The sequence below is a fragment of the Kitasatospora sp. NPDC059795 genome (assembly GCF_042732175.1).
GTDB lineage: Bacteria > Actinomycetota > Actinomycetes > Streptomycetales > Streptomycetaceae > Kitasatospora.
Map to the genome: position 1 here is coordinate 62,675 of NZ_JBHWID010000021.1, position 26,914 is coordinate 89,588.

A 26,914-nucleotide genomic window follows, 5' to 3' on the forward strand; every position below is an offset into this window, starting at 1 on the left:
CTTGCATGATTTTGCCGAGCTGCGTATATTCATGCTGGGATTCAGGAGGGAATGCCATGGTATTGCGAGTTGCTGTCGCCGGAGCGAGCGGGTATGCGGGCGGCGAGGTGCTGCGGCTGCTGCAAGGGCATCCGGAGGTGGAGATCGGGGCGCTGACCGGCGGCTCCAACGCGGGGCAGCGCTTCGGCGCGCTGCAGCCGCACCTGATCGGGCTGGCCGACCGGGTGCTGGAGCCTACGAACGCGCAGACGCTGGCGGGGCACGACATCGTGTTCCTCGGCCTGCCGCACGGCCAGTCCGCCGAGGTCGCCGCCCAGCTGGGCGAGGACGTCCTGGTGGTGGACCTCGGCGCCGACCACCGGCTGACGTCCTCGGCGGACTGGGAGCAGTTCTACGGCTCCCCGCACGCCGGCACCTGGCCCTACGGGCTGCCCGAACTCCCGGGCCACCGCGAGGCGTTGAAGGGCAGCAAGCGGATCGCGGTACCGGGCTGCTACCCGACCGCCGTGACGCTGGCGATGTTCCCGATGTACGCCGCGGGCCTGGCCGAGCCGGAGGCGGTGATCACCGCCGCGTCCGGCACCTCCGGCGCGGGCAAGGCCGCCAGGACGCACCTGCTGGGCAGCGAGGTGATGGGCTCGATGAGCCCGTACGGCGTCGGCGGCGGCCACCGCCACACCCCGGAGATGGCGCAGAACCTGACCCCGCTCGCGGGCGAGCCGGTCACCGTCTCCTTCACGCCCACCCTGGCCCCGATGCCGCGCGGCATCCTCGCCACCTGCTCCGCAAAGGCCAGGCCCGGCACCACCGCCGAGCAGCTCCGCGCCGCGTACGAACAGGCCTACGGCGACGAGAAGTTCGTCCACCTGCTGCCCGAGGGCCAGTGGCCGCACACCTCGTCCGTCTACGGCTCGAACGCCGCCGTGCTGCAGGTGGTGCTGGACGAGTACGCCGGGCGGATCATCGCGATCAGCGCGATCGACAACCTGGTGAAGGGCACCGCCGGCGGCGCGGTGCAGAGCATGAACATCGCCCTCGGACTGCCCGAGGAGCTCGGTCTCCCGCTGAATGGAGTCGCACCATGACGGACACTCGGAACCTCGGCGTCACCGCGGCCAAGGGCTTCCGCGCGGCGGGCGTCACCGCCGGCATCAAGGCGTCCGGCACCCCGGACCTGGCGCTGGTCGTCAACGACGGCCCGCAGCGCGCCGCCGCCGGCGTGTTCACCTCCAACCGGGTGCAGGCCGCGCCGGTCAAGTGGTCCCGGCAGGTGCTGAAGGACGGCGAGCTGGCCGCCGTCGTCCTCAACTCCGGTGGCGCGAACGCCTGCACCGGCCCGGAGGGCTTCCAGGACACCCACGCCACCGCCGAGAAGGTCGGCGCCGAACTCGGCGTCGGCGCGATCGAGGTCGCGGTCTGCTCCACCGGCCTGATCGGCCAGCGGCTGCCGATGGACAAGCTGCTGCCCGGCATCGAGCTGGCCGCGAAGGAACTCGGCGGCACCGGCGGCGAGGCCGCCGCGATCGCCATCAAGACCACCGACACCGTGCACAAGACCGCCCAGGTCACCGCCCCGGCGGGCTGGACGGTCGGCGGCATGGCCAAGGGCGCGGGCATGCTCGCCCCGGGCCTGGCCACCATGCTGGTCGTCGTCACCACCGACGCCGCCGTCGACGCCGCCGGCCTGGACGCCGCGCTGCGCGACGCCACCCGCACCACCTTCGACCGGGTCGACTCCGACGGCTGCATGTCCACCAACGACACGGTGCTGCTGCTCGCCTCCGGAGCGTCCGGCGTCAACCCCGAGCAGGGCGAGTTCGCCGAGGCCGTGCGCACCGTCTGCGCCGACCTGGCCCGCCAGCTGATCGGCGACGCCGAGGGCGCGTCCAAGGACATCCGGATCGACATCGTCAATGCCGCCACCGAGGACGAGGCCGTCGACGTCGCCCGCACGATCTCCCGCAGCAACCTGCTCAAGTGCGCCATCCACGGCGAGGACCCCAACTGGGGCCGGGTGCTGTCCGCGATCGGCACCACCTCCGCCGCCTTCGACCCCGACCAGCTGGACGTCGCCATCAACGGCGTCTGGGTCTGCCGGGGCGGCGGCGTCGGCGACGACCGCGACCTGGTCTCCATGAAGGGCCGCGAGGTCGTCATCACCGCCGACCTGAAGGCCGGCCGGGCCTCCGCCAGCATCTGGACCAACGACCTGACCGCCGACTACGTGCACGAGAACAGCGCCTACTCCAGCTGACCCGGGGGAATCGACACACGCCATGCAGATCGCACCCAAGGGCGAACAGGCCCGCAGCAACGCCGCCCTGCCCAAGGCCCGCACCCTGATCGAGGCGCTGCCCTGGCTGGAGCGCTTCCACGGCAAGACCGTCGTCATCAAGTTCGGCGGCAACGCCATGGTCGACGAGGAGCTCAAGGCCGCCTTCGCCCAGGACGTGGTCTTCCTCCGCTACGCCGGCCTGCACCCCGTCGTGGTGCACGGCGGCGGCCCGCAGATCAGCGCCCAGCTCGACCGGCTCGGCCTGGAGTCCTCGTTCACCGCCGGCCTGCGCGTCACCACCCCCGAGACCATGGACGTGGTCCGGATGGTGCTCGCCGGGCAGGTCCAGCGCGAACTCGTCGGCCTGCTCAACGCGCACGGCCCGTTCGCCGTCGGCATGACCGGCGAGGACGCCCACACCATGACGGCGGTCAAGCGCTACGCCGTGGTCGACGGCGAACAGGTCGACATCGGCCTGGTCGGCGACATCGTCAACATCGAGGCCGGCGCGGTCAAGGCGCTGATCGCCGACGGCCGCATCCCGGTGATCTCCTCGATCGCCCGCGGCGCCGACGGCCACATCTACAACATCAACGCCGACACGGCCGCCGCCGCCATGGCGGTCGCGCTCGACGCCGAAATGCTGGTCGTGCTCACCGACGTCGAGGGCCTCTACCAGGACTGGCCGAACTCCGACGACGTGATCAGCCAGCTCAGCGCCTCCGAACTGGAGGAGATGCTCCCGACCCTGGCCACCGGGATGCTCCCCAAGATGGAGGGCTGCCTGCGCGCCGTCCGCTCCGGCGTCGGCACCGCCCGCGTCCTGGACGGACGGGTCCAGCACAGCCTGCTGCTGGAGATCTTCACCGACGAGGGCATCGGCACCATGGTCGTGCCCGACGACGAGACCACCGTACTGGGGGGCCTGGCATGAGCGACACACCGAGCAGCAACGCAGCCATCACCGAGCGGTACCGGCACACCCTGATGCACAACTACGGCACCCCGCGCATCCCGCTGGTGCGCGGCGAGGGCGCCCTGCTGTGGGACGCCGACGGCAACGAGTACCTCGACCTGGTCGGCGGCATCGCCGTCAACGCACTCGGCACCGCGCACCCCGCGATCGTCGAGGCCGTCACCGGCCAGATCGCCACCCTGGGCCACGTCTCCAACCTGTTCATGGCCGAGCCGACCGTCCAACTCGCCGAGAAGCTCGTCGAGTTGGCCGGCCGCCCGGCCCGGGTGTTCTTCTGCAACTCCGGCGCCGAGGCCAACGAGGCCGCCTTCAAGATCTCCCGGCTGACCGGCCGCACCCACCTGGTCTCCGTCCAGGGCGCCTTCCACGGCCGCACCATGGGCGCCCTCGCGCTCACCGCGCAGCCCGCCAAGCAGGAGCCCTTCAAGCCGCTGCCCGGCGACGTCACGCACGTCCCGCTCGGCGACGTCGAAGCCCTCCGGCAGGCCGTCACCACCGACACCGCCGCCGTCTTCATCGAGCCCGTCCAGGGCGAGAACGGCGCGATCCCGATGCCCGACGGCTACCTGTCGGCCGCCCGCGAGATCACCCGCGCCACCGGCACCCTGCTGGTCCTGGACGAGATCCAGACCGGCATCGGCCGCACCGGCCAGTGGTACGCCCACCAGGCCGAGGACGGCGTCGACCCGGACATCGTCACCCTCGCCAAGGGCCTCGGCGGCGGCCTGCCGATCGGCGCCGTGCTCGCCTTCGGCGACGCCGGCGAACTGCTCGCCCCCGGCCAGCACGGCACCACCTTCGGCGGCAACCCCGTGGTCGCCGCCGCCGGCCTCGCCGTGCTGCGCACCATCGAGGAGCAGGGCCTGCTGGAGCACGTCAGCAAGCTCGGCGAGCGCCTGCGCCACGGCATCGAGGCGATCGGCGACCCGCTGGTCGCCGAGGTCCGCGGCAAGGGCCTGCTGCTCGGCATCGTGCTCACCCGGCCGGTCGCCGCCCAGGTGCAGACCGCCGCGCAGGACGCCGGCTTCCTGGTCAACGCCGCCGTCGCGGACGCCGTACGCCTCGTCCCGCCGCTGATCCTGACCGAGGAGCAGGCCGACCGGTTCCTCGCCGCGCTGCCCGCGATCCTCCGAACGGTCCGCGAAACGGCCCCCGACGCGAACAGCTGAGCGTCTTTCAGGAGAATCATCAGTTATGACCGAACCCCGCCCCGAGTCGACCACGGCAGGCCCCCTGCCGCAGGTCCCGCAGACCCGCACCGCGCGACACCGCCGGATCGTGGACCTGCTGACCCGCCAACCCGTCCGCTCACAGAGCCAGTTGGCCAAACTGCTCGCCGACGACGGCCTCGTGGTCACCCAGGCCACCCTCTCCCGGGACCTGGACGAACTCGGAGCGGTGAAGATCCGCAACCGGGACGGCGCGCTCATCTACGCCGTCCCGGCCGAGGGCGGCGACCGCACCCCGCGCGCCCCCATGGGCGAGTCCGCCAGCGAGGCCCGGATGGCCCGGCTGGCGGGCGAACTGATGGTCTCCGCGACCGCCTCCGGCAACCTGGTCGTGCTGCGCACCCCGCCCGGCGCCGCCCAGTTCCTGGCCTCCGCGATCGACACCGCCGAGGTGTTCGAGATCATCGGCACCATCGCCGGCGACGACACCGTGCTGCTGATCAGCCGCGACGCGGCCGGCGGGCAGGCGCTCGCCGACCACCTGATGCAGCTCGCCCAGGCCAAGTCGCAGTAGCCCTCCCGACCTGCGACAGACCCACTGAGTGCCACCGGTTTGGCAATGCATACGCACTCGTGCATACTTATGCCTAACGCCGCATGAAACCTGTACTGAAGGAGAAAGCCGTGACTGAGCGCGTCGTACTCGCCTACTCGGGCGGTCTGGACACGTCCGTCTGCATCGGCTGGATCGCCGAGGAGACCGGCGCCGAGGTCATCGCCGTCGCGGTCGACGTCGGCCAGGGCGGCGAGGACCTCGACGTCATCCGCCAGCGCGCGCTCGACTGCGGCGCCGTCGAGGCCGAGGTCGCCGACGCCCGCGACGAGTTCGCGAACGAGTACTGCCTGCCGGCCCTCAAGGCCAACGCCCTCTACCAGGGCCAGTACCCGCTGGTCTCCGCGCTGTCCCGCCCGGTGATCGTCAAGCACCTGGTCGCCGCCGCGCAGAAGCACGGCGCCACCACCGTCGCCCACGGCTGCACCGGCAAGGGCAACGACCAGGTCCGCTTCGAGGTCGGCATCCAGTCGCTGGCCCCGAACCTGAAGTGCATCGCCCCGGTCCGCGACTACGCGATGACCCGCGACAAGGCGATCGCCTTCGCCGAGGCCAAGAACCTCCCGATCGTCACCACCAAGAAGAACCCGTACTCGATCGACCAGAACGTCTTCGGCCGCGCCGTCGAGACCGGCTTCCTGGAAGACATCTGGAACGCCCCGATCGAGGACGTCTACGAGTACACCCAGAACCCGGCCACCCCGCGCGAGGCCGACGAGGTGGTCATCACCTTCGACGCCGGCGTCCCGGTCGCCATCGACGGCCGCAAGGTCTCCGTCCTGCAGGCCATCGAGGAGCTGAACAAGCGGGCCGGCGCCCAGGGCATCGGCCGCCTCGACATGGTCGAGGACCGCCTCGTCGGCATCAAGTCCCGCGAGATCTACGAGGCCCCCGGCGCGATCGCCCTGATCACCGCCCACCAGGCCCTGGAGAACGTCACCGTCGAGCGCGAGCTGGCCCGCTACAAGCGGCAGGTCGAGCAGCGCTGGGCCGAGCTGGTCTACGACGGCCTGTGGTTCTCCCCGCTCAAGCGCGCCCTGGACGGCTTCGTCGACGAGGCCAACCAGGCCGTCTCCGGCGAGATCCGGATGGTCCTGCACGGCGGCCGCGCCGTCGTCAACGGCCGCAAGTCCGACCAGTCGCTGTACGACTTCAACCTCGCCACCTACGACACCGGCGACACCTTCGACCAGTCCATGTCCAAGGGCTTCATCGAGATCTTCGGCATGTCCTCGAAGATCGCCGCCCGCCGCGACCTGGCCTGATCGACCAGCAGTAGCCAGCCCCGGTCGCCGTATCCGCCACGGCGGCCGGGGCGCCTCCACAACCGGACCCACCCTCGAAGGAGCCCACGCGATGACCGCCGACAAGCCCGCAGACGTCCGCCTCTGGGGCGCGCGCTTCGCCGACGGCCCCTCCGAGGCCCTCGCCAAGCTCTCCGCCTCCGTCCACTTCGACTGGCGGCTCGCCCCCTACGACATCGCCGGCTCCAAGGCCCACGCCCGGGTCCTGCACAAGGCGGGCCTGCTCGGCGACGCCGAGCTGGACGGCATGCTGGCCGGCCTCGACCAGCTGCTGGCCGACGTCGAGTCCGGCGCGTTCGTCGGCACCGTCGCCGACGAGGACGTCCACACCGCCCTGGAGCGCGGCCTGCTGGAGCGCCTCGGCGCCGACCTCGGCGGCAAGCTGCGGGCCGGCCGCTCGCGCAACGACCAGATCGCCACCCTGTTCCGGATGTACCTGCGCGACCACGCCAGGACCATCGGCGCGCTGATCCTCGACCTCCAGCACGCCCTGGTCGGCCTCGCCGAGGCCCACCCGGACACCGCGATGCCCGGCCGCACCCACCTCCAGCACGCCCAGCCCGTGCTGTTCGCGCACCACGTGCTCGCCCACGTCCAGGCCCTCGGCCGGGACGCCGAGCGGCTGCGCCAGTGGGACACCCGCACCGCCGTCTCCCCGTACGGCTCCGGCGCGCTGGCCGGCTCCTCGCTGGGCCTCGACCCGCAGGCCGTCGCCGCCGAACTCGGCTTCGAGCGCGGCTCGGTGGGCAACTCCATCGACGGCACGGCCTCCCGCGACTTCGTCGCCGAGTTCGCCTTCGTCACCGCGATGATCGGCATCAACCTCTCGCGGATCGCGGAGGAGATCATCATCTGGAACACCAAGGAGTTCGGCTTCATCACGCTGCACGACGCCTTCTCCACCGGGTCGTCGATCATGCCGCAGAAGAAGAACCCCGACATCGCGGAGCTCGCCCGCGGCAAGTCCGGCCGCCTGATCGGCAACCTGACCGGCCTGCTCGCCACCCTCAAGGCGCTGCCGCTGGCCTACAACCGCGACCTCCAGGAGGACAAGGAGCCGGTCTTCGACTCCTGCGACACCCTGGAAGTCCTGCTGCCCGCCTTCACCGGCATGATCGCCACCCTCACCGTGCACCGCGAGCGCCTCGAAGAGCTCGCCCCGGCCGGTTTCTCGCTCGCCACCGACATCGCCGAGTGGCTGGTCAAGCAGGGCGTGCCGTTCCGCGTCGCCCACGAGGTGGCCGGCGCCTGCGTCAAGGTCTGCGAGGCCGAGGGCATCGAGCTGTCCGACCTGACGGACGAGCAGTTCGCCGCGATCTCCACCCACCTGACGCCGGACGTCCGCACGGTCCTGTCCGTGCACGGCGCCATCGCCTCCCGCAACGGCCGCGGCGGCACCGCCCCCTCGGCGGTCGCCGTCCAGCTCGCCGAGATCAAGCAGGACCTGGCCGACCAGCAGGCCTGGATCGGCTGAGACCGCACGAGCTCAGGGGGTCGGACGAACCGTCCGGCCCCCGTTCTCGTCGGCGCCTCGGGTCAGCGGCTCGCGTTGGCGACGATCTCCTCGCCGGTGAGCGCGTCGACGACGTACGACACCCCGGGCTTGGCGGGGTCGGGATCGGCCAGCAGGGTGACCGCCCAGCAGGCCCGCCAGTTGCCGTCCGTCTTCAGCGCCAGCAGGAACGCGCCCTTGGCCGGACCGGAGTGCTTGGACGTCACCGCCGCGATCGCCGCCTCCTTGGTGACGGTCACGGCGGGCAGGTCGGGGTCGTCGACGATGCGCGAGTTGACCTGCGCGACCCGGCCGTCCGGGTCCACGTCGATGTCCAGCCGCATCGGCAGCAGCAGCCCGTCGGCGCGGAAGCGCCGGTACTGCACGGTGCGCCGGGCGGTCGCCGGGTTCGCCCGGTAGACATCCACGTCGGCGCCGCTCGTGACATCGGGGAACCACTTCGCGGCGAACGCGTCGGCCGCCGCCCGGGCCTCCTCGTCGCTGCCGCCGGTCGGCGGGGCGAACGGGATCAGCGACCCGTAGACGAGCCGGCCCGACGGCCACTCCAGGCGGAAATTGCCGGTGGCGGTGGTGACGAGGAGCTGCTCCGGCGTCTCGCCCATCGCCGCCGAGTGCTGCACATTGGCCACCTCCGTGCCCGGCCCGTACAGCAACTCCGCGTTCCGGCGGGCGAGTTCGAGCTGGTCCGCGTCGTGGGCCGGGGACAGCGCGGCATCGCTCCAGGTCGGCGTCACCGCCACCCGCTGCACCACCGCCACCGGCACCAGCAGGACCACCAGCGCCACCGCGCCGAGCGACCACTCCCGCCGCCCCGGCCACGCCCGCCGCAGCGCCACCGCCAACGCCACCCCCAGCAGCGCACCGGCTGAGTTGGCCACGAAGTCGCCGGAGTCGCAGGCCCGACCGATCCCCGGCGTCAGCGACTGCACGGTCTCGGTGACGGCCGACCAGCCGACGCACGCCGCGAGCACCGTCGCGGGCCGCCGCGTCGCGTGCGCGGCGAAGAACGCCAGTGGAACGAACATCGCGACGTTCATCAGCCCCTGCTGGGTGCTGAACGCCGCCGCGAAGTCCCGGCTGTACAGGCACATCCGGGACGCCGCCCCCGATCCGCCGGTCGGGTACAGCGTGGCCGTCAGCACCCCGGCCGCCGACACCCCGCCGAGCACCGCCGACCAGCGGGGCCAGCTGCGGGCCTTCCCGACGAAGAACGACAGCGCCCCCAGCAGCAGGGCGGTGACCAGGAACGCGGGCAGCAGGCCGGGGTTCCCGTTGAAGATCGCGCGAATCATTGAGCATCCAGGTCGGAAGGGAAGGTGCGAACGGCCCGCGCCCCTTTCGGGCGCGGGCCGCGGACGGCGCGTGTCAGCACATGTACACGGGCGGCGTCTGGAACGACCCCTGGCCGGTCACGTCGAGGATGCCGACCACCTGGGCGCAGTAGTCGATGGTCTGGTTCTGCCAGCGGAAGTACTTGGTCTGGCCCGCCGACTGGGTGAAAGCGCCCTGGTCGTACAGCGTCCCGTGGCCCGCGTTGTACGCGAAGCGCGCGGTGATGGTGCCGCCGCCGGTCTTCTCGAAGGTGTCGTGTATGTCGTTGCCGAAGTTCGTGCCCTGGTAGACGGCCACGTACAGGGTGCCGTTGCTCAGCTTGGTGCAGGAGACCTCGTAGTTGCAGTTGCCGCCGGCCTCCTGGACGCCCTTGGCGGCCGGTTCGGTCACGGCGACGGAGGCCGAGCCGATCAGCTGCCCCGGCTGGTCCGCCGCGGAGGCGGCGGTGGTCGCTCCGGACAGGGCCAGAACGGAGACGGCCGCGGCCGTGGTCGCGGCAAGACGGTGGACGAGTCGCATACTTCCCCCCAGATATGAAGGCGAATGAAGGACGTGCTTCCGGCGGCCGCGGCCGGGTTTTCCGGTGCGGCCGGGACGATGATGTCCGGTGCGTATGGGGAGGGCAAGCAGCCATGGGGCGGCAGAGCATGGCGGATGTGACTGTCCGTTACATGTCAGTGCGGGAACGAAAAGGGCATCGGAGACGGACGGTCGGATATTCCGGTTGCTTGATCACGGTAGGCGAAAATGATCAGTGACGGGCATCACTCCGGAAAAGCAATGGCAATGCATTCGCCATGGGAATCCGGATTCCGCCGCTCCGATTCCGGTGGAGCGGGCAGCGGGCAGCCCGCCTAGGCTGGGGCCATGGCCGACGCAGCCGTGACGCTTGCCGAGGGGTTCCGGGGGCGGATCGTGGTGCCCGGGGACGCGGAGTACGACCGGGCGCGGGGGGTGTGGAACGCGGCGGTGGACCGGCGCCCCGCGGTGATCGCGCAGTGCACCGGCGTCGCGGACGTGCTGCAGGCGGTCGCCGTGGCCCGGGAGCACGGGCTGCCGGCGGCGGTCCGGGGCGCGGGGCACAGCCTGGCGGGCCTGGGGACGGGCGAGGGCGCGATGCTGATCGACCTGTCCGGCCTGACGGGGGTGCGGGTGGACCCGGAGCGGCGGACCGCCCGGGCGCAGCCGGGAGTGACCTGGGGCGGGTTCGACCACGAGACGCAGGCGTTCGGCCTGGCCGCGCCGGGCGCGCCCTACTCGGCGGCGGGCATCGCGGGGACCACGCTCGGCGGCGGCATCGGCTGGCTGGCCAGGGCGTACGGGCTGACCTGCGACAACCTGGTGGAGGCGGATGTGGTGACCGCCGAGGGCCGGCTGCTGACGGCGAGCGCTGCCTCGCACCCGGAGCTGTTCGCGGGGCTGCGCGGCGGCGGCGGGAACTTCGGCGTGGTCACCTCGTTCACGTACCGCCTGCACCGGGTGGGCCCGCACGTGCTGTGCGGGGCGCTGTACCTGCCCGGGGAGGCGCTGGCGGAGACGGTGGCGGCGGTGCGGGACTTCATGGCGCAGGCCCCGGACGGGCTGACGGCGGCGTGCGAGTTCGGCCGTCCGCGCGGGGTGTCGGAGCTGCCGGCGGGGAAGGCCGCGGTGCGGATCGGCCTGTGCTGGGCCGGGCGGGCGGACCGCGGCCGGGAGGTGGTGGCGCCGCTGCGCGCGCTGCCGGGCGTGGTCGCGGACACCGTGCAGACCCGCCCGTACACGCTGTGGCAGCAGATGCTGGACACCGGCCGGGGTCCGGGCGCGGGCGTGTTCGGCCGCTCCGAGTTCCTGTCGGTGCTGGACGGCGCGGCGATCGACTGCCTGGCCGAGCAGGTGGCCGCCCTGCCCTCGCCGGACGCGCACGTCCAGCTGGCGTTCCTGGGCGGCGCGGTGGCCCGGGTGGGCGCGGAGGACGGCGCGTACACCTACCGGCAGGCCCCGTACCTGCTGAGCGCGGTGGGCCGGTGGACGACCGGCCCGGCGGAGCCGCAGGTGGCGTGGGCGCGGCGGTGCTGGGAGGCGATGCGGCCGTTCTCCTCCGGCGGGGCGTACGTGAACCTGATGGGCCTGGAGGGGCAGGGCCGGGTGGTGGAGGCGTACGGGCTGGCGAAGTACGAGCGGCTGGTGGCGCTGAAGGACCGCTACGACCCGGGCAACCTGTTCCGGGTGAACCAGAACATTCGTCCGAGCGGGTGAGGGAGGACGCTCGACGGGGCGGCGTGACGCTCGCCACGTCGGGCGTCCGCGAGGTTGAGAGCGGCGGTCGGCGGGGTAGAGCGCTGGCGAACGTCTCTCTTGACGGTAGCCCGACCGTCCGGATACTGAGCGTCAGCGCGTCAGTTCCGACGTCTCGGACCACCGTCCGGTGGGACGTGTCGCGCTTTTCCCGGGCCGGGCCGATCCCCGTCCGGGCGCACCTCGGACAAGGCCGGTGCCAGACCCTCACTCGCGCGCGCCGGGCGATTGACGATGGAGGCCCCCTCACATGGGCATGAGTGTGATCATCGCAGCGGCACGACCGGATGAAGCGGAGCAGATCCTCAAGCTCCAGTACCTCGCCTTCCAGAGCGAGGCCGAGCTGTACAGCGACTGGAACCTCGAACCGCTGACCCAGAGCCTGGAGAGCCTCCAGGCCGAACTCGCCGAGCACCGCGCCCTGGTGGCCCGCCTGGGCGACGAGGTGGTCGGCTCGGTGCGCGGCTGGGTGGACGAGGCCGGCGTCGGCCAGATCGACCGGCTGGCCGTGCACCCGCGGATGCAGCGGCACGGCCTCGGCCGCCGCCTGCTGACCGCGCTGGAGGCGCAGCTCACCGAGGACGGCGCCAGTGCCGGCTTCGAACTGTTCACCGGCCACCGCAGCGGCAGCCTGCGGCTGTACCGGCGCCTCGGCTACCGCGAGACCGAGGTCCGCGAGGTCTCCCGGCGGATGTCGATCGTCACCCTGGCCAAGCCCGGCGAGACCTCGCTGGCGGCCTGAACCACCCCTGCGGCGCCCGTCCCGAACACCGGGGCGGGTGCCGCGGCCTTGTCCCGCAAGGGTCGTGTCCAGATGCCGGACAGCGCGTCCTGGGAGTTGGGACGTTCACCAAATGTCTGATTTACTGGGTTCCATGACCACGACGACGACATGCATCCCCACCGGCGCGACGCCGGCAGGTGAGCGACGCATGTGCCGTCGAATGCGTCGAATGTGTTGTCGCTGAGGCTTGCGCCCGGCGCGCCCCGCTGACGTCCCGCCCACCGAAGACTCGACAGAGCCACGCCTTCCGCGCGGCCATTTTCGACCGGTGACCCACGGCCCGACGCCGGCACCCACTCTTCCTCCCGGCACCAGGTGCCGTCCGGCGCGGACGCCTCCACGGCAGTCCGCCGATGAACATCCGCCGACGAACAACGGAAGCAGCTGTGATCACCACCAAGGGCCTGACCAAGGTCTACCGTTCCCGGGGCCGTGACGTCCTGGCGCTGGACAGCGTCGACCTGCACGTGCGGGAGGGCGAGGTCTTCGGCGTCGTGGGCACCAGCGGCGCCGGCAAGTCCACCCTGATCCGGTGCGTCAACCTGCTGGAGCGGCCCACCTCCGGCACCGTCACCGTGGACGGCGTCGAGCTGACCGCGCTGGCCGGCAGCGAGCAGCGCGCCGGACGCGAACTGCGCGAGGCCCGGCGGCGGATCGGCATGGTCTTCCAGCACTTCAACCTGCTGTCCTCGCGCACCGTCCAGCAGAACGTCGAACTCCCGCTGGAGATCATCGGCCTGGACCGGCACGACCGCCGCCGCAAGGCCGCCGAGCTGCTCGACCTGGTCGGCCTCGCCGACAAGGCCGGCAGCTACCCGAGCCAGCTCTCCGGCGGCCAGAAGCAGCGCGTCGGCATCGCCCGCGCACTGGCCGGCGACCCGAAGGTGCTGCTCTCCGACGAGGCCACCAGCGCCCTCGACCCGGAGACCACCCGCTCGATCCTCAAGCTGCTGCGCGACCTCAACCAGCAGCTCGGCCTCACCGTGCTGCTGATCACCCACGAGATGGACGTCATCAAGTCGGTCTGCGATTCCGCGGCCCTGATGCGCGGCGGCAAGGTCGTCGAGACCGGACAGCTCACCGACCTGCTCGCCGACGGCCACTCGCGGATCGCCCGGGACCTGTTCCCGCTCGGCGACTTCGGGTCCGGCGCCGCGGACCGCACCGTCCTGGAGATCACCTTCCAGGGCGACGCGCCCGCCCAGCCGTTCGTCTCCCAGCTGGCCCGGACGTACCAGATCGACATCAACATCCTCGGCGCCGCCGTGGAGACCATCGCCGGCCGCCTGGTCGGCCGGATGCGGGTCGAACTGCCCGGCAGCCACACCGACAACGTGGTGCCGATCGGCTACCTGCGCCAACAGGGACTCCAGGTGGACGTCCTCGACCTGTCGAACGGAGCGGCGGCATGACCTGGGACCGGATGCAGGAACTGATGTGGCCCGCCACCTGGGAGACCCTCGGCATGGTCGGCCTGGCCGGCCTCGCCACCCTGGTGGTCGGCCTGCCGCTCGGGCTGCTGCTGGTGCTCACCGGCCAGGGCGGCCTGCTGCAGAACCAGGCCGTCAGCCGGGTGCTCGGAGTGATCGTCAACGTCGGGCGCTCCATCCCGTTCGTCATCCTGATCGTCGCGGTGATCCCGTTCACCAAGCTGCTCGCCGGGGGCACCTCGCTCGGCTGGCAGGCCGCCACCGTCCCGCTCGCCATCGGCGCCATCCCGTTCTTCGCCCGGCTGGTGGAGACCGCGGTGCGCGAGGTGGACGGCGGACTGATCGAGGCGCTCAAGGCGATGGGTGCCGGGACCGGCACCATCGTCCGCAAGACCCTGCTGCCGGAGAGCCTGCCGTCGCTGGTCTCCGCCTTCACCACCACGCTGATCGCGCTGATCGGCTACTCCGCGATGGCCGGCGTGGTCGGCGGCGGCGGGCTCGGCGACCTCGCCATCCGCTACGGCTACCAGCGCTTCGAGACCGCCTTCATGTGGGTCATCGTCGCCGAGATCGTGATCATCGTCACCGCGCTGCAACTGCTCGGCGACCTGACCGCCCGCCGACTCGGCCACCGCGGCAACTACCGCAGCACGCTGAGCCTCCTCCGCGCCGCGAAGGCCGCCAAGGCCGCGCCGCGCGCCGAGAAGACCGTCGAGGACCTCGCGTCCTCGCACTGAACCACCGCTCCCCACCAGGAGCGGCCCCGGCCCACCAGGGTCGTTCGCAACCCGCAGAAAGGCACTTTTCGTGCGTAACGTTCTGAAGACCGCCGTCCTTGCCGCCACCGCCACCGGCCTCGTCGTCGGCCTCACCGCCTGCTCCAGCTCCGGCAGCTCCGACTCCGCTGCCTCGGCCGACCCGAACAAGCCGCTGGTGATCGCCGCCAGCTCCACCCCGCACGCGCAGATCCTCAAGTTCGTGCAGGACAACCTGGCGTCGCAGGCCGGCCTCAAGCTGGACATCAAGGAGGTCAGCGACTACGTGACCCCCAACACCTCGGTCCAGGACGGATCCGCGGACGCGAACTTCTTCCAGCACCAGCCCTACCTGGACGACTTCAACAAGAAGAACGGCACCGACGTGGTCTCCGTCGAGACCGTCCACCTGGAGCCGCTCGGCGTCTACTCCAAGAAGGTCAAGGGCATCGCCGACCTCAAGGACGGCGCCCAGATCGCCGTCCCGAGCGACGCCACCAACGAGGGCCGGGCGCTCAAGCTGCTCGCCGACAACAACGTCATCACCCTCAAGGACGGCGCCGGCACCACCGCCACCGCCGACGACATCGCCTCCAACCCCAAGCACCTGAAGTTCAAGGAGCTGGAGGCCGCCCAGCTGCCGCGCGCCCTCGACGAGGTCGACGCCGCCGTCATCAACGGCAACTACGCGCTCGGCGCCAACCTCAAGCCGTCCACCGACGCGCTGGTGCTGGAGAAGGCCCAGGGCAACCCGTACGCCAACATCCTGGCCGTCAAGAAGGGCCACCAGGACGACCCGCGGGTCAAGAAGCTCGCCGAGCTGCTGCACTCCGACGCGGTCAAGAAGTACATCGACGACACCTTCCAGGGCGCCGTCATCCCCGCCTTCTGATCCACGCCCCGGAATTCCCGCGGTGCCCCCGGCCTCCCCGCCGGGGGCACCGTGCCGACGAGCCGCGAGGGACGGAACAGGTACGCTGACACGCCCGAAGAGGGCGGGGCGTACGGTGTCCACGACCCGGCGAGGAGAGACGGCATGGTTGCGAACTTCCCCGAGACAGCCATCAGCACCGACCGGCTGCTGCTGCGCGCCCTTGAGGAGCAGGACGCCCCCGGCCTGACCGCGATGCTCTCCGACGAACTCGTCCAGACCTGGACCGACCATCCCCGGCCCTACGCCGAGGCCGACGCCCGGGATCTGATCGCCCGTCAGGCGCCCGAGCGCCGCACCCGGGGGCGCGGAATCGTCTTCGCCGTCACCGAACACCTCACCCAGCGGCTGGTCGGCCTCCTCGAACTCGACCGCACCGACTGGCGCCTGCGCGCCACCGAGGTCCGCTGCGTCACCGCCCCCTGGGCCCGCGGCGAGGGCTACGCGCCCGAAGCCGTGCTCGGCACCGCCCAGTGGCTGTTCGAGGACCGCGGCTTCCAGCGCCTCGAACTGCGCACCCCCGCCGGCAACACCGCCGCCCAGCAGGTCGCCCAGAAGACCGGCGCGATCAGCGAAGGCGTGCTCCGCAACGCCGCGATAGTCCGCGGCGGGGAATGGGGCCCCGGCCCGGAGGAGCACACCGACCTGATCGTGTGGAGCCTGCTCCCCGAGGACCTCGACCCGCCCGAACCCGCCCATCCCGCCGACCGGCACCACGCCCTGCGCCCCAGAACACGCCCCTGAACACGCCCCGGGCGCGCGCCACGGCTCCGCACCACCCCGGCCACGCGGTAGCCTCTGCCGAGGGAGCGCCGACCGCGAAGCACACACCGCACCGGCACACCCACCAGGGGCGGAACACGGCGTAGGGAGAATAGCCGCAGATGGCTGACCGGATCACGGTCATCGGGTGGGACGGCACACCACTGACCCAGGCGGCCGCCGGCGCACTCGCCGCAGCCACCCTGGTCGCCGGAGCGGGCTACCAGCTCGCCGCACTCCCCGTACCGGAACGCGCCGAACGCATCGGCCTCGCCGACCTGCGGGCCGCCGCCCGCCGCCTCGCCGACCACCGCGGCACCGCCGTCGTCGTCGCCGAGGGCGACCCCGGTTTCTTCGGCGTCGTGCGCACCCTGCGCCGCCCCGAGTACGGCCTCGAACTCGAAGTGCTGCCCGCCGTCTCCTCGGTGGCCGTCGCCTTCGCCCGCGCCGGCATGCCCTGGGAGGACGCCCAGGTGGTCTCCGCGCACGGCGGACGACTGCGCCGCGCCGCCAACGTCTGCCGCGCGCACCCCAAGGTCGCCGTCCTCACCACCGCCGACGCCGGCCCCAGCGAACTCGCCCTGATGCTACGCGGCGTCCCCCGCACCTTCGTGGTCTGCGAGGCCCTCGGCACCCCCGACGAGGACGTCACCGTCCTCACCTCCGAACGCGTCCCCGACCACGACTGGCGCGACCCCTCCGTCGTCCTGGTCATCGGCAACGTCCCGCCCACCGAGGCCGCCGCCGGCTGGCTGGCCGGCAAACCCCTCGACCACCCCGGACCGCAGCGCGGCTGGGCGCTCCCCAGCCGGGCGTACGCGGGCGCGGACACCGATGGCAAGCGCCCCCGCGCACTGCCCCCGCACGTCCGCGCGCTGGCGCTCGCCCGCCTCGCACCCACCCCCGGCGACCTGCTGTGGACCGTCGGGGCCGGCGACGGCGCGCTCGCCGTCGAAGCCGCCCGGTTCGGCGCCGCCGTGGTCGCCGTCGAGGCCGAACCCGCCGACTGCGCCCGGATCGCCGCCAACGCCCGCAAGGCCGGCGTCGAGATCGAGACCGCCGCCGGCACCGGACCGGACGTCCTCGGGGCGCTCCCCGAGCCCGACGCCGTCGCCGTCGAGAACGGCGGCCCCGCCATGGTCGGCGCCGTCGTCGCCCGCAGACCCGAACGCGTCGTCGCCGTCGCCCGCAGCCTCGCCGAAGCCGGCGAGACCCGGCAGATCCTCGACGCCGCCGGCTACCGCACCGACGGCCTGCTGCTCCAGTCCGCCCCCCTGCGCGCCGAACCGGCCGCCGGCGGCGGCCCCTCCTTCGGCCGCGGCGACTACACCCTGCTGATCTGGGCCGAACCGCGCGACTGATCGTCAGTCCCCGACGGTACGGTGATCCCCGTCGCATCCGGACAGGGTTTCGAGAACGGTTCGGCCGTGCCCGGTAGGGTTTTCCCCGGGGGCAACTCGTCAAGGCTGCACCGTGTCCGATTCGGCACGGTTACCGCCGATTTGACGCGCTGCAACCCGAACGGCCCGCTTCGCGGGCATTCGACGCGGTGCGCACCAGCCCGGAAGAATGCCGTGAGGGTCCGAAAGCGGCCGCGCCGTCGTGCCGGTTGCCCGGGGCTGTCGTTGTTTCTGATGGCAACGCCACCCCTGCGGGTGACGACCGATGAAGTAAGGGACGGGTCGGTGCGGCTCCGCCCCGGCGAAGTGGGCGGGACCTCCGGGAACCCGCCGAGGACGCGCAAGCGGCCTGGAAGGAGCATTGACATGACCGACGGCGGCCACGCCCCCCACGCCGGTCCCCTCGCGCCCGAAACCGGGCCCGGCGGACCCGTTCCGGAGCACCACCTCGGCGCGCCCCTTCAGCAGGCCGCCCCCGGATGGAACGGCGAACAGCGGCCCGCGTACACCTTCCTCGACCAGCCCGACGGCGACGAGGACGACGACGTGCTGCTGATGCCCGCCCCCCAGACCGCCTGGGGCGACGCCGTGCACGGCGTCGTCGAGATGGGCGAGCCCGCCGACGGCGCTGCTGCCGCTGCCACCGAGGCCGCCACGGAGGAGCAGCCGCCCGGTAGCCCCGTCGCGCCGTCCTGGCCGCCGCTCGCCCCGCCGGTGCTCACCGCGGAGGACGCCCCGGCCGCGCAGCCGGGCGCCCCGCAGGCGCAGCAGGCCGCCGCGCCGCTGCTGACGCCGCCCCAGCAGCGCCGCCCGCTGCACGCCGGCCCGCCGATCCCGGACCCGTCGCTGATGACCGGTCACGTCCCGGTCCGCTCGCTGGCCGACCGCGGCCCGTCCACCCCCGGCGGCACGCCCGCGTTCGGAGTGCCCGCGGCCCCCGCCGAAACGGTGCAGCAGCCGCAGCCGCAGCCGCAGCCGCCGCAGGCCGTGCAGGCCCAGGTGGCGCCCGCACAGCCCGTGCTGGTGCCCGCGCCCGTGCAGCCGGAGGTGGTGGAGGCCGCCGCGGCCGCCGTCGCCGCCGAGCAGGCCGCGTCGGCTGCGCCCGCCGAGCAGGCCGTGCTGGCGGAGCAGGCTGCACCCACGGAGCAGGCCGCGCCGGCTGCGCCCGCCGAGTCGGCTGCACCCACGGAGCAGGCCGAGTCGGCTGCGCCTGCCGAGCAGGTTGTTCCGGCCGAGCAGGCCGCACCTGCCGTCCAGGCCGTGCCCGTTGAGCAGGCTGCGCCCGTCGAGTCGGTCGCACCTGCCGAGGAAGCGCCCGCCGCCGAACCGGAGGCCGCCGCCGCTCAGCCGATCGCCGTCGAGCCGGTGGCCGCTGCCGAGCCGATCGCGGTCGAGCCCGCTGCACCCGTCGTGGCCGAGGTCCCTGCGCAGCCCACGCCGGAGGCCGTGGCCGTCGCCGCGCCCGCCGCGAGCCTGACGCCCGTGTTCGTCGAACCGGTCGAGCCCGCGGCCCCCGCCGCCACCCCGGCACCTGTCGCCGAGGTCCCGGTTGCCCAGGCCGCTGCTGTCGAGGCCGCTGCCGTCGAGGTGCCGGCCGCAGAGACGCCCGCCGTCGCCGAGCCCGCTGCCGAAGAGGCCCCGGCGGACGCCCCGACGGCCGAAGCTGCGCCCGTCGCGGACGCCCCGGCGGAGGAAGCACCTGCTGCCGAGCCCGTGCCCGCGGCTGAGCCCGTGCCCGCCGCCGAGTCCGTGCCCGTCGTCGAGCCGGTCGCGAGCGAGGCCGTGGCCACCGAGCCCGTCGAGGCCCCGTCGGAGCCGCAACCCGAGGCCGCCGCTGACGCCCCGTCGGCCGAGCAGCCGGAGGCACCCGCCGTCGAGCAGCCGACCGAGCAGCCCGCCCCGCAGGAAACCGAGCCCGCAGCCGAGGCCCAGGCCGAGGCCGAGCAGGCCCCCGAGCAGGCCGAGAAGCCGGCCGGACGAGGTGCGCACCGCCGCATCTCCGCATTCCTCGCCGCGCCCGCCGGACTGCCGCTGCTACAGCCCGGAACCCCGCAGCCCGCCGAGGCCACCGAGCCGGTTGCCGAGGCCACTGCGCCCGTCGCCGACGCCGCCACCGCGCCCACCGAGGAAGCGGAAGCCGTCGTCCCCGTCGAGGAACCGGCAGCCGACCCCGCCGCCGAGACCGAGGCCGAGCCCGTCGCGGAGCCGGCTGCCGTCGAGACCCCGGCCGAGCCCGAGGCCGAGGCCGCACCGGAGCCCGCCGCAGCCACCGAAGCCGAAGCCGAGACCCCGGCCGAGACCGAAGCCGAAGCCGAGACCGAAACCGAAGCGGAGACCGACCCCGCCGCCTCCACCGACCCGGCCGACCCCGCCGCTTCCACCGAGGCCCCCGAGGCCCCCGAAGCCCCCGTAGCCCCGGAGGAGGACCGCGGCCCCGCCGCGCCCGCCTACGACGACGCGGGCCGCGAGGCCGTCCACCAGGTGATCCGCGAGCGCCGCGACGTCCGCAACGGCTTCCGCCCGGACCCGATCCCGCACGAGGTGCTGATCCGGGTGCTGGAGGCGGCGCACACCGCGCCGAGCGTCGGCTACTCGCAGCCGTGGGACTTCGTGGTGATCCGCTCCGCCAAGACCCGCCGGAAGATGCACGAGCTGGCAGAACGTCAGCGCGAGGCGTACGCGGACTCGCTGCCCAAGGGCCGGGCGAAGCAGTTCAAGGAAATCAAGATCGAGGCGATCCTCGAAACCCCGGTCAACATCGTGGTGACCGCCGACCGCACCCGCGGCGGCCGGCACACGCTGGGCCGCCACACCCAGCCGCAGATGGCCCCGTACTCGGCGGCCCTCGCGGTGGAGAACCTGTGGCTGGCGGCCCGCGCCGAGGGCCTGGGCGTCGGCTGGGTGAGCTTCTTCGACGACGAGGAACTGGTCCGCGAACTCGGCCTGCCCGAGCACCTGGAGGTCGTCGCCTACCTGTGCGTCGGCTTCGTGGACGCGTTCCCGGACGAGCCGGAGCTGGCGCAGCAGGGCTGGGCGAAGAAGCGCCCGCTGTCCTGGGTGGTGCACGAGGAGCAGTACGGCAACCGCGCCCTGCCCGGCGAGGAGCCGCACGACCTGCTCTCCGACACGCTGCGCGGCATCCGCCCGCTGGACGCCAAGGCGCTCGGGGAGGCGTGGGACCGGCAGAAGCGGATGACCAAGCCCGCCGGGTCGCTCGGCGTGCTGGAGATCATCGCGGCGCAGCTGTCCGGTCTGGCCCGCAGCTGCCCGCCGCCGATCCCGGAGCCGGGCTGCGTGGCGATCTTCGCCGGCGACCACGGGGTGCACGCCCAGGGCGTGACGCCGTGGCCGCAGGAGGTCACCGCACAGATGGTCGGGAACTTCCTGGCCGGGGGAGCGGTGGTCAACGCGTTCGCCGCGCAGATCGGCACCGAGGTGTGCGTGGTGGACGTCGGCGTCGCCGCCGAACTGCCGGACGCCATCCAGAACGGCCGCACCACCGGCCTGCTGCCGCGCAAGGTCAAGCCCGGCACCGACGACATGACGCAGGGCCCGGCGATGAGCCGCGACGAGGCCGTCCGCGCGATCGAGGTCGGCATCGAGACCGCCCGCGACCTGGTCGCGGCCGGCAACAAGGTGCTGATCACCGGCGACATGGGCATCGCCAACACCACCGCCTCCGCCGCGCTGATCTCGGTGTTCACCGAGACCGACCCGGCCGAGGTGACCGGTCGCGGCACCGGCATCGACGACGCCACCCACGCCCGCAAGGTCGAGGTGATCCGCCAGGCCCTCGACCTGCACAAGCCGGACCCGGCCGACCCGATCGGCGTGCTCGCCGCCGTCGGCGGGCTGGAGCACGCCGCGATCGCCGGCTTCCTGCTCGGCGCGGCCTCGCTGCGCACCCCGGTCATCCTGGACGGCGTGATCGCCGGCTCGGCCGCGCTGGTCGCCAGGGCCATCGCACCGGAGGTGCTGGCGGCCTGCATCGCGGGTCACCGCTCCGCCGAGCCGGGCCACCAGACCGCGCTCGCCAGGCTCGGCCTGCGCCCGCTGATCGACCTGGACCTGCGTCTCGGCGAGGGCACCGGTGCCCTGCTCGCCCTGCCGTTGGTGCAGAGCGCCGCCCGGGCGATGCACGATGTAGCCACCTTCGACTCCGCCGGAGTCACCGAGAAGGCCTGACCCACCATCCGGCACCCGGCCGCCCCCGCTCCACCGAGCGGGGGCGACCACCGCCGGCCCGTACCCGGCCAGAGGGCGCGCCCGGTACGGGGTTCCCGCACCGCTGCCCAACCCAGGAGCTCCCGCCGATGACCGCGCCGCACCCGCACCCGTCCACCCAGGGCCTCACCCCGTACCCCGTCGGGCTGCTGCTGGCCGGCCGCCGCGTCGTCGTGATCGGCGGCGGCCAGGTCGCCCAGCGCCGCCTGCCCGCACTGATCGCCGCCGGCGCCGACCTGCACCTGATAGCGCCGGCCACCACCCCGGCCGTCTCCGCGATGGCCGACGCCGGTGAACTCACCTGGCACCAGCGCCCGTACGCGGACGGCGACCTGGCCGACACCTGGTACGTCCTGGTCGCCACCGACGACCCGGACGTCAACACCGCCGTCTCCGCCGAGGCCGAACGCCTCCGGGTGTTCTGCTCCCGCAGCGACGACGCCTCCGCCGCCACCGCCTGGACGCCCGCCTCCGGCCACGACGCCGGCGCGACCGTCGCCGTCCTCACCGGCGACCCCCGGCACTCCGCCGCCCTCCGCGACTCCATCCTCGCGGGCCTGCGCGACGGCTCCCTCGCCGCCCGCCAGTACCGCGCCCGCGGCGCGGGCGTCGCCCTGGTCGGCGGCGGCCCCGGCGACCCCGACCTGATCACCGTCCGCGGACGCCGACTCCTCGCGGACGCCGACGTGGTCGTCGCCGACCGGCTCGCCCCCCGCGAGCTGCTCGCCGAACTCCCGCCGCACGTCGAGGTGATCGACGCCTCGAAGATCCCCTACGGCCGCTACATGGCCCAGGAAGCGATCAACCAGACCCTGATCGACCACGCCAAGGCCGGAAAGTTCGTGGTCCGCCTCAAGGGCGGCGACCCGTACGTCTTCGGCCGCGGCGGCGAGGAACTCCTCGCCTGCCTGGACGCGGGCGTCCCCGTCACCGTCGTCCCCGGCATCTCCTCCTCCATCAGCGTCCCCGCCGCCGCCGGCATCCCCGTCACCCACCGCGGCCTCACCCACGAGTTCACCGTGATCTCCGGCCACGTCGGCCCCGGCGAGCGCTCCCTCACCAACTGGCAGGCCGTCGCCGGTATGACCGGCACCCTGGTCCTGCTGATGGCCGTCGACAAGATCGCCGCCATCGCCGCCGAGTTGTTGAAGCACGGCCGCCCCGCCGACACCCCCGTCGCCGTCGTCCAGGAGGGCACCACCTCCGCCCAACGCCGCATCGACGCCACCCTCGCCACCATCGGCGACACCGTCCTCACCGAGGGCATCAAGCCCCCGGCGGTCATCGTCATCGGTGACGTGGTCGACGTTCTGGGCTGAAGGCCCCGCGTCTGCGGTCGGTCACGGGGGCGCCGAGCGTTCCGCCGTTCCAGTCCCCTGCTCCGACCTCTTCCGATTCCCCCCACGTGCGAAAATCATCCAGTGTCTGAGCCCATCACCGTCACCGACGCCGCCGACCCCCGGCTGAGCGACTACACCGACCTCACCGACGTCGAGCTCCGCCGTCGGCGCGAACCGGCCGAGGGCCTGTTCATCGCCGAGGGCGAGAAAGTCATCCGCCGGGCCCTCGCCGCCGGCTACCGCATGCGGTCGATGCTGCTCACCGCGAAGTGGCTCGGCGTGATGGCCGACGTGATCGAGGAGGCCGACGCCCCCGTCCATCTCGTCGAGCCCGCCCTCGCCGAGCGCGTCACCGGCTACCACGTGCACCGCGGCGCCCTCGCGTCGATGGAGCGCAAGCCCCTGCCGACCGCGGCCGAGGTCCTCGACGGCGCGCGTCGCGTCGCCGTGCTGGAGGGCCTGGTCGACCACACCAACCTCGGTGCGATCTTCCGTTCGGCGGCGGCTCTCGGCATGGACGCCGTCCTGCTCTCCCCGGACTGCGCCGACCCGCTCTACCGACGTGCCGTCAAGACGTCCATGGGCGCGGTGTTCTCCGTCCCGTACGCCCGCCTCGACCCGTGGCCGGACTCCCTCGCCGCCGTCCGCGAGGCCGGCTTCGAACTGCTCGCCCTCACCCCGTCCGGCGCCGAGGACTTCACCGTCGCCAAGTCCCACCTGCTCCCCAGAGCGGCCCTGATGCTGGGCGCCGAGGGCGACGGCCTGACCCCGAAGGCCCTCGCCGCCGCCGACCAGCGGGTACGCATCCCGATGGCCCACGGCATCGACTCGCTCAACGTCGGCGCCGCCGCCGCGATCGCGTTCTACGCGGTGAACCACGGCTGACTCCCGTCCCTGCCAGGGGAGTTGAGACTCGACACGGTTAAACGGTAGACATGCCGCCATGATCACCGACCGCACCGTGGCGCTGCGCCGCCTCACCCTCCCCGGCTACCGGGGTCCACTGCTGCTGGCCGCCCTGATGGCCACCGTCGTGGCGCTGCCCGAGGGAGGACTGCACCGCGCGATGAAACTCGCCGCGATGGTGGGCGGAATGTTCCTGTCGCTGCTCAGGGTGGCTCCGACGGTCGCACCACTGATGCTGCTGCCGATCGCGTTCCCGTTCTTGCTGATCGCCGTCGTGGTGATCGGTGCGACGGTCGAACGGCCGCTCACCCGCCCGCGCCGCCCCGGCGCCAGCGCGCTGCTCGGCCTCGCGCTGGGCTGCGCCGCCGTCGTGCTGGGCTTCAGCGTCCCGGGCTGGGACCTTGGCCTGCTCGGCGTCGGCGGGTTGACGCTGGTCGGCCTGCCGCTCGCCTGGCTGCTGTGGCAGCAGTGGCCCGTCGCCCGCAACGCCGAGTCCCCGTCCGGCCGTTGGCGCTGGGCGGTGGCGCCGCTGCTGCTCGCCGCCACCGTGCTGACGGTCACCCGGACCGACCCCGCCGAGGCCCGGTTCGCGCTGGCCCGCCCAGCCCTCACCGGTTGGGCCGAGCACGCCCTGGCCACCGGCACGGCCGACCAGGGCTGGGTCGCGGGCTACCGCGTCATCGGGACCGAGTTCACCGGCGACGGTGTGAGGTTCGCCATCGGCGGCACCGGCGCGTTCGCCCCCCACGGCTACGCGTACTTCCCGCCCGGCACCACCCCGCCGACCAAGCGGGGCTACTACAACCCGCTGGGCGACGGCTGGTACGACTGGGAGGAGCACGACCGCTTCTAGAGCGCCATCTTCTAGAGCGCCGCCAGCACCGCCTCGTCGGCCCCGTCCAGCACGAACCCGTTGTCGAAGCGCACCCGGACCGACGAGCGCGGCCCCCGCACCTGGAACGCCTCCCAGTGCGGCGTCAACGTGGCGATCTGGCCCTCCAGTTGCTTGAGGCTCTCGGCGGGCATGGTGTGCCCGTAGTCGTCGTGCAGCGCCCGCAGCCGCTCGTACTCGCGGACCTCCTCGGGTGCCGCCACCTCCCCGACCACGTGCTCGACGGTGCCCTCGACGCCCGCCCCCAGCAGCAGGACGCCCACGGGCTCCCCGCTCCCGGACGCGTCCCCCAGCTCCACATCCACCACCAGCTTGACGCGCACTCCCGCGACCAGCGCCATCGCTCCCGTACCTCCTGGTCTCGCCCGATTTCCGCGGATCATTATCCGCCGTGACCGGCCGATGACCCGTCAGGCTGCCCGGCGGGCCGCCGGCGGCGATATCGGCTGCGGCGCCGGCCGGCCCGGCTTGTGATGGCGACGGCCCGTCAGGTCGCCCACCCGCAGCACCAGGTCGGGCGACGGGGGAGCGGGCCAGACCGTCAGCCGGTGCTCCTCGACGGGGCGGGCGGCGGTGTCGGTCTCCCGGCCCCGGTCGCGTCCCCGGGTCTGCACCCGGATCCGGTACCAGCCGCGGCCCGCGTGCGCCAGGTTGCCGGCCTCGGCGATGTCCACCCCGTCCCAGGCCCGCAGCCGCAACTCGCCGCTGCTGTACAGCGAAAGCTCCACGGCGCTCTCCCACTCCGGCCCGGGCTCGGCCGGCCGCTCCGCGGCCCGCTCCACGCCGAGCCGGATCAGCCCGGTGTGGGTGCCGCACAGCACCGTCAGGTGGTCCGGGCAGCCGGCGGCCACCCCGTTGCCGTGGAACAGCCGGGCCAGCGCGTGCGCGTCCCAGCCGTCCGGCAACTCCGGCCCGTACAGGAAATACTGGCAGTACGCGACGTGCATCGCGTCGGTCGTCCACATCATGCGGCACATGCTCCCGCCGGGCACTGACAGCCCGTCACCGCTGCCGTCACCGCTACTGCCGCCGGGGCCGGCGGATCAGTGCGAGCCGGACACGCCCGCACCCGGCCAGGACTCCTCCAGGCTGCCGTCGGGCCGGACGGTGTACCGGGTCGAGGAGACCGCGCCGGTGCGCTCCACCCGTTCCTCGCGGATCAGCGCGCCGTTCTCCACCCGCCACACCGCCCCGGCCTCGGGGTTCGCGGCGGACGCCCGGCCGGCGATCAGCACCGGGGTGTCGCCGTTGAAGCCGTACAGCTGCACCAGGTCGACGGGGACGGAGCCCTCGACCCGGCGCAGCACCACCAGCGTCGCCGGGGCGTCCCGGTAGCGGGCCGGCAGCACGGCGGACAGGCTGACCGGCGCGCCCGCGTCGGTGGAGTGGCTGTCGTGCAGCTGGATCGCGGGGCCGCCCGCCGGGTCGGGGTAGCTGCGGTTGGGCCAGTCCGCGGACGGCGGGCTGCCGAGCGCCGGGCCCAGGCCCGAGCCGCCGTGGCCGACCGTGTTCACCCCGTCCACCGACAGCGTCGCGCCCGTGGTCGGCTTCACCGGGGCCGTCGCGGTCGGCGCGGGCAGGCCCTGGGTGCTGCGGTTCTCGCAGCCCTGCGCGACGGCGATGGCCAGCGCCACCCCGATCGTCACGGTGACGAACACCACCAGCCTTTGCCGCATCAGCCGTTGACGGGCCGTCGGACGGGCGGGGCCGGGCACCCGCCCGGGCGGGGGAGTGCGGTCGCGGCCGGGCAGCGGGGTGCGCTCCCGACCGGCGGAACCGGCGGCGGGTCGGCGCTCGCGCACCGTGTCGCCGTCCCGGACCGGGCGCCGCACCCGCTCGGTGCGGGCGTCCGGGTGCACCTCCTGCCGGGGCATCGGCTGCGCGGCCGCCACCGGCCGTCCACCGGCCGCCGCGACGTCGGCAGCGGGCTGCGCGGCCGCTGCCGCGGGACGGGCGGGCGCCGGGCGGGCGGCGGGCGGCGCACCGGCCGAGGCACGCGGAGCGTCGGCGGCGGACCGCCGGACGGCGCCGGGC

General features: G+C 73.3%; 22 protein-coding genes and 1 pseudogene. 18 read left to right on the forward strand and 5 right to left on the reverse strand.

The window, feature by feature from the left end; all coding sequences use genetic code 11:
* Positions 1–56 precede the first annotated feature (56 nt).
* The 7 genes from argC to argH all read left to right on the forward strand — a co-directional run bounded on the left by argC (position 57) and on the right by argH (position 7,811).
* Entirely contained in the window at positions 57–1,085 is a 1,029-nt protein-coding gene (gene argC / locus ACFV4P_RS31665; protein WP_380476919.1) for an N-acetyl-gamma-glutamyl-phosphate reductase, read from the forward strand.
* Complete coding sequence (argJ, locus tag ACFV4P_RS31670; protein ID WP_380476920.1) at positions 1,082–2,254, forward strand: bifunctional glutamate N-acetyltransferase/amino-acid acetyltransferase ArgJ; 1,173 nt, start codon at positions 1,082–1,084, stop codon at positions 2,252–2,254. Before argC ends, argJ begins: the two co-directional genes overlap by 4 nt.
* Before the next feature lie 22 nt (positions 2,255–2,276).
* A complete protein-coding gene (argB, locus tag ACFV4P_RS31675; protein ID WP_073817135.1) occupies positions 2,277–3,209 on the forward strand; it encodes an acetylglutamate kinase in 933 nt (310 codons plus the stop codon).
* Complete coding sequence (locus ACFV4P_RS31680) at positions 3,206–4,420, forward strand: acetylornithine transaminase (RefSeq protein ID WP_380476921.1); 1,215 nt, start codon at positions 3,206–3,208, stop codon at positions 4,418–4,420. Before argB ends, ACFV4P_RS31680 begins: the two co-directional genes overlap by 4 nt.
* Before the next feature lie 25 nt (positions 4,421–4,445).
* Positions 4,446–4,994: an arginine repressor gene (locus ACFV4P_RS31685; protein WP_073817129.1), complete on the forward strand. Its 549-nt coding sequence runs from the start codon at positions 4,446–4,448 to the stop codon at positions 4,992–4,994.
* A gap of 110 nt (positions 4,995–5,104) precedes the next feature.
* A complete protein-coding gene (locus tag ACFV4P_RS31690; protein WP_380476922.1) occupies positions 5,105–6,298 on the forward strand; it encodes an argininosuccinate synthase in 1,194 nt (397 codons plus the stop codon).
* 91 nt (positions 6,299–6,389) lie between these two features.
* Entirely contained in the window at positions 6,390–7,811 is a 1,422-nt protein-coding gene (argH, locus tag ACFV4P_RS31695) for an argininosuccinate lyase (protein ID WP_380476923.1), read from the forward strand.
* Positions 7,812–7,873: 62 nt separating this feature from the next.
* Here the strand turns inward: argH and ACFV4P_RS31700 are convergent, their stop codons facing one another.
* Both ACFV4P_RS31700 and ACFV4P_RS31705 read right to left on the reverse strand, forming a co-directional pair.
* Positions 7,874–9,142, reverse strand: a complete 1,269-nt coding sequence (locus tag ACFV4P_RS31700) for a VanZ family protein (protein WP_380476924.1) — start codon at positions 9,140–9,142, stop codon at positions 7,874–7,876.
* Positions 9,143–9,215: 73 nt separating this feature from the next.
* Complete coding sequence (locus ACFV4P_RS31705; RefSeq protein WP_380476925.1) at positions 9,216–9,701, reverse strand: hypothetical protein; 486 nt, start codon at positions 9,699–9,701, stop codon at positions 9,216–9,218.
* A gap of 348 nt (positions 9,702–10,049) precedes the next feature.
* On the opposite strand from ACFV4P_RS31705, the gene ACFV4P_RS31710 reads away from it, so the two are divergent.
* The 11 genes from ACFV4P_RS31710 (at position 10,050) to ACFV4P_RS31760 (ending at position 24,841) form a co-directional block, all read left to right on the forward strand.
* A complete protein-coding gene (locus ACFV4P_RS31710; RefSeq protein ID WP_380476926.1) occupies positions 10,050–11,417 on the forward strand; it encodes an FAD-binding oxidoreductase in 1,368 nt (455 codons plus the stop codon).
* 289 nt (positions 11,418–11,706) lie between these two features.
* Positions 11,707–12,198, forward strand: a complete 492-nt coding sequence (locus ACFV4P_RS31715; protein ID WP_380476927.1) for a GNAT family N-acetyltransferase — start codon at positions 11,707–11,709, stop codon at positions 12,196–12,198.
* 428 nt (positions 12,199–12,626) lie between these two features.
* Complete coding sequence (locus ACFV4P_RS31720; RefSeq protein WP_380476928.1) at positions 12,627–13,652, forward strand: methionine ABC transporter ATP-binding protein; 1,026 nt, start codon at positions 12,627–12,629, stop codon at positions 13,650–13,652.
* Positions 13,649–14,407, forward strand: coding sequence for a methionine ABC transporter permease (locus tag ACFV4P_RS31725; RefSeq protein ID WP_380476929.1), 759 nt, complete (start codon positions 13,649–13,651; stop codon positions 14,405–14,407). The genes ACFV4P_RS31720 and ACFV4P_RS31725 overlap by 4 nt, the downstream gene beginning before the upstream one ends.
* 70 nt (positions 14,408–14,477) lie before the next feature.
* A complete protein-coding gene (locus tag ACFV4P_RS31730; protein WP_380476930.1) occupies positions 14,478–15,317 on the forward strand; it encodes a MetQ/NlpA family ABC transporter substrate-binding protein in 840 nt (279 codons plus the stop codon).
* A gap of 144 nt (positions 15,318–15,461) precedes the next feature.
* Entirely contained in the window at positions 15,462–16,100 is a 639-nt protein-coding gene (locus tag ACFV4P_RS31735) for a GNAT family N-acetyltransferase (protein WP_380476931.1), read from the forward strand.
* A 140-nt stretch (positions 16,101–16,240) separates the two neighbouring features.
* The gene (cbiE, locus tag ACFV4P_RS31740) at positions 16,241–17,479 is read left to right on the forward strand and encodes a precorrin-6y C5,15-methyltransferase (decarboxylating) subunit CbiE (protein WP_380476932.1); all 1,239 of its coding nucleotides are present in this window, start codon (positions 16,241–16,243) and stop codon (positions 17,477–17,479) included.
* A 405-nt stretch (positions 17,480–17,884) separates the two neighbouring features.
* Complete coding sequence (gene cobT / locus ACFV4P_RS31745) at positions 17,885–21,703, forward strand: nicotinate-nucleotide--dimethylbenzimidazole phosphoribosyltransferase (protein WP_380476933.1); 3,819 nt, start codon at positions 17,885–17,887, stop codon at positions 21,701–21,703.
* A 128-nt stretch (positions 21,704–21,831) separates the two neighbouring features.
* Complete coding sequence (cobA, locus tag ACFV4P_RS31750; RefSeq protein ID WP_380476934.1) at positions 21,832–23,061, forward strand: uroporphyrinogen-III C-methyltransferase; 1,230 nt, start codon at positions 21,832–21,834, stop codon at positions 23,059–23,061.
* A 102-nt stretch (positions 23,062–23,163) separates the two neighbouring features.
* Positions 23,164–23,967 (forward strand): TrmH family RNA methyltransferase, encoded by an 804-nt coding sequence (locus ACFV4P_RS31755; protein WP_380476935.1) that lies wholly within the window; start codon positions 23,164–23,166, stop codon positions 23,965–23,967.
* Positions 23,968–24,025: 58 nt separating this feature from the next.
* The gene (locus tag ACFV4P_RS31760) at positions 24,026–24,841 is read left to right on the forward strand and encodes a hypothetical protein (RefSeq protein WP_380476936.1); all 816 of its coding nucleotides are present in this window, start codon (positions 24,026–24,028) and stop codon (positions 24,839–24,841) included.
* A gap of 11 nt (positions 24,842–24,852) precedes the next feature.
* Here ACFV4P_RS31760 and ACFV4P_RS31765 read toward each other — a convergent pair whose 3' ends face one another.
* The 3 genes and pseudogenes from ACFV4P_RS31765 to ACFV4P_RS31775 form a co-directional block, all read right to left on the reverse strand.
* Positions 24,853–25,221: a hypothetical protein gene (locus ACFV4P_RS31765; RefSeq protein ID WP_380476937.1), complete on the reverse strand. Its 369-nt coding sequence runs from the start codon at positions 25,219–25,221 to the stop codon at positions 24,853–24,855.
* 69 nt (positions 25,222–25,290) lie between these two features.
* Positions 25,291–25,848, reverse strand: a complete 558-nt coding sequence (locus ACFV4P_RS31770) for a hypothetical protein (protein ID WP_380476939.1) — start codon at positions 25,846–25,848, stop codon at positions 25,291–25,293.
* A gap of 75 nt (positions 25,849–25,923) precedes the next feature.
* A pseudogene (locus ACFV4P_RS31775) lies at positions 25,924–26,914 on the reverse strand (hypothetical protein); the annotation flags it as partial.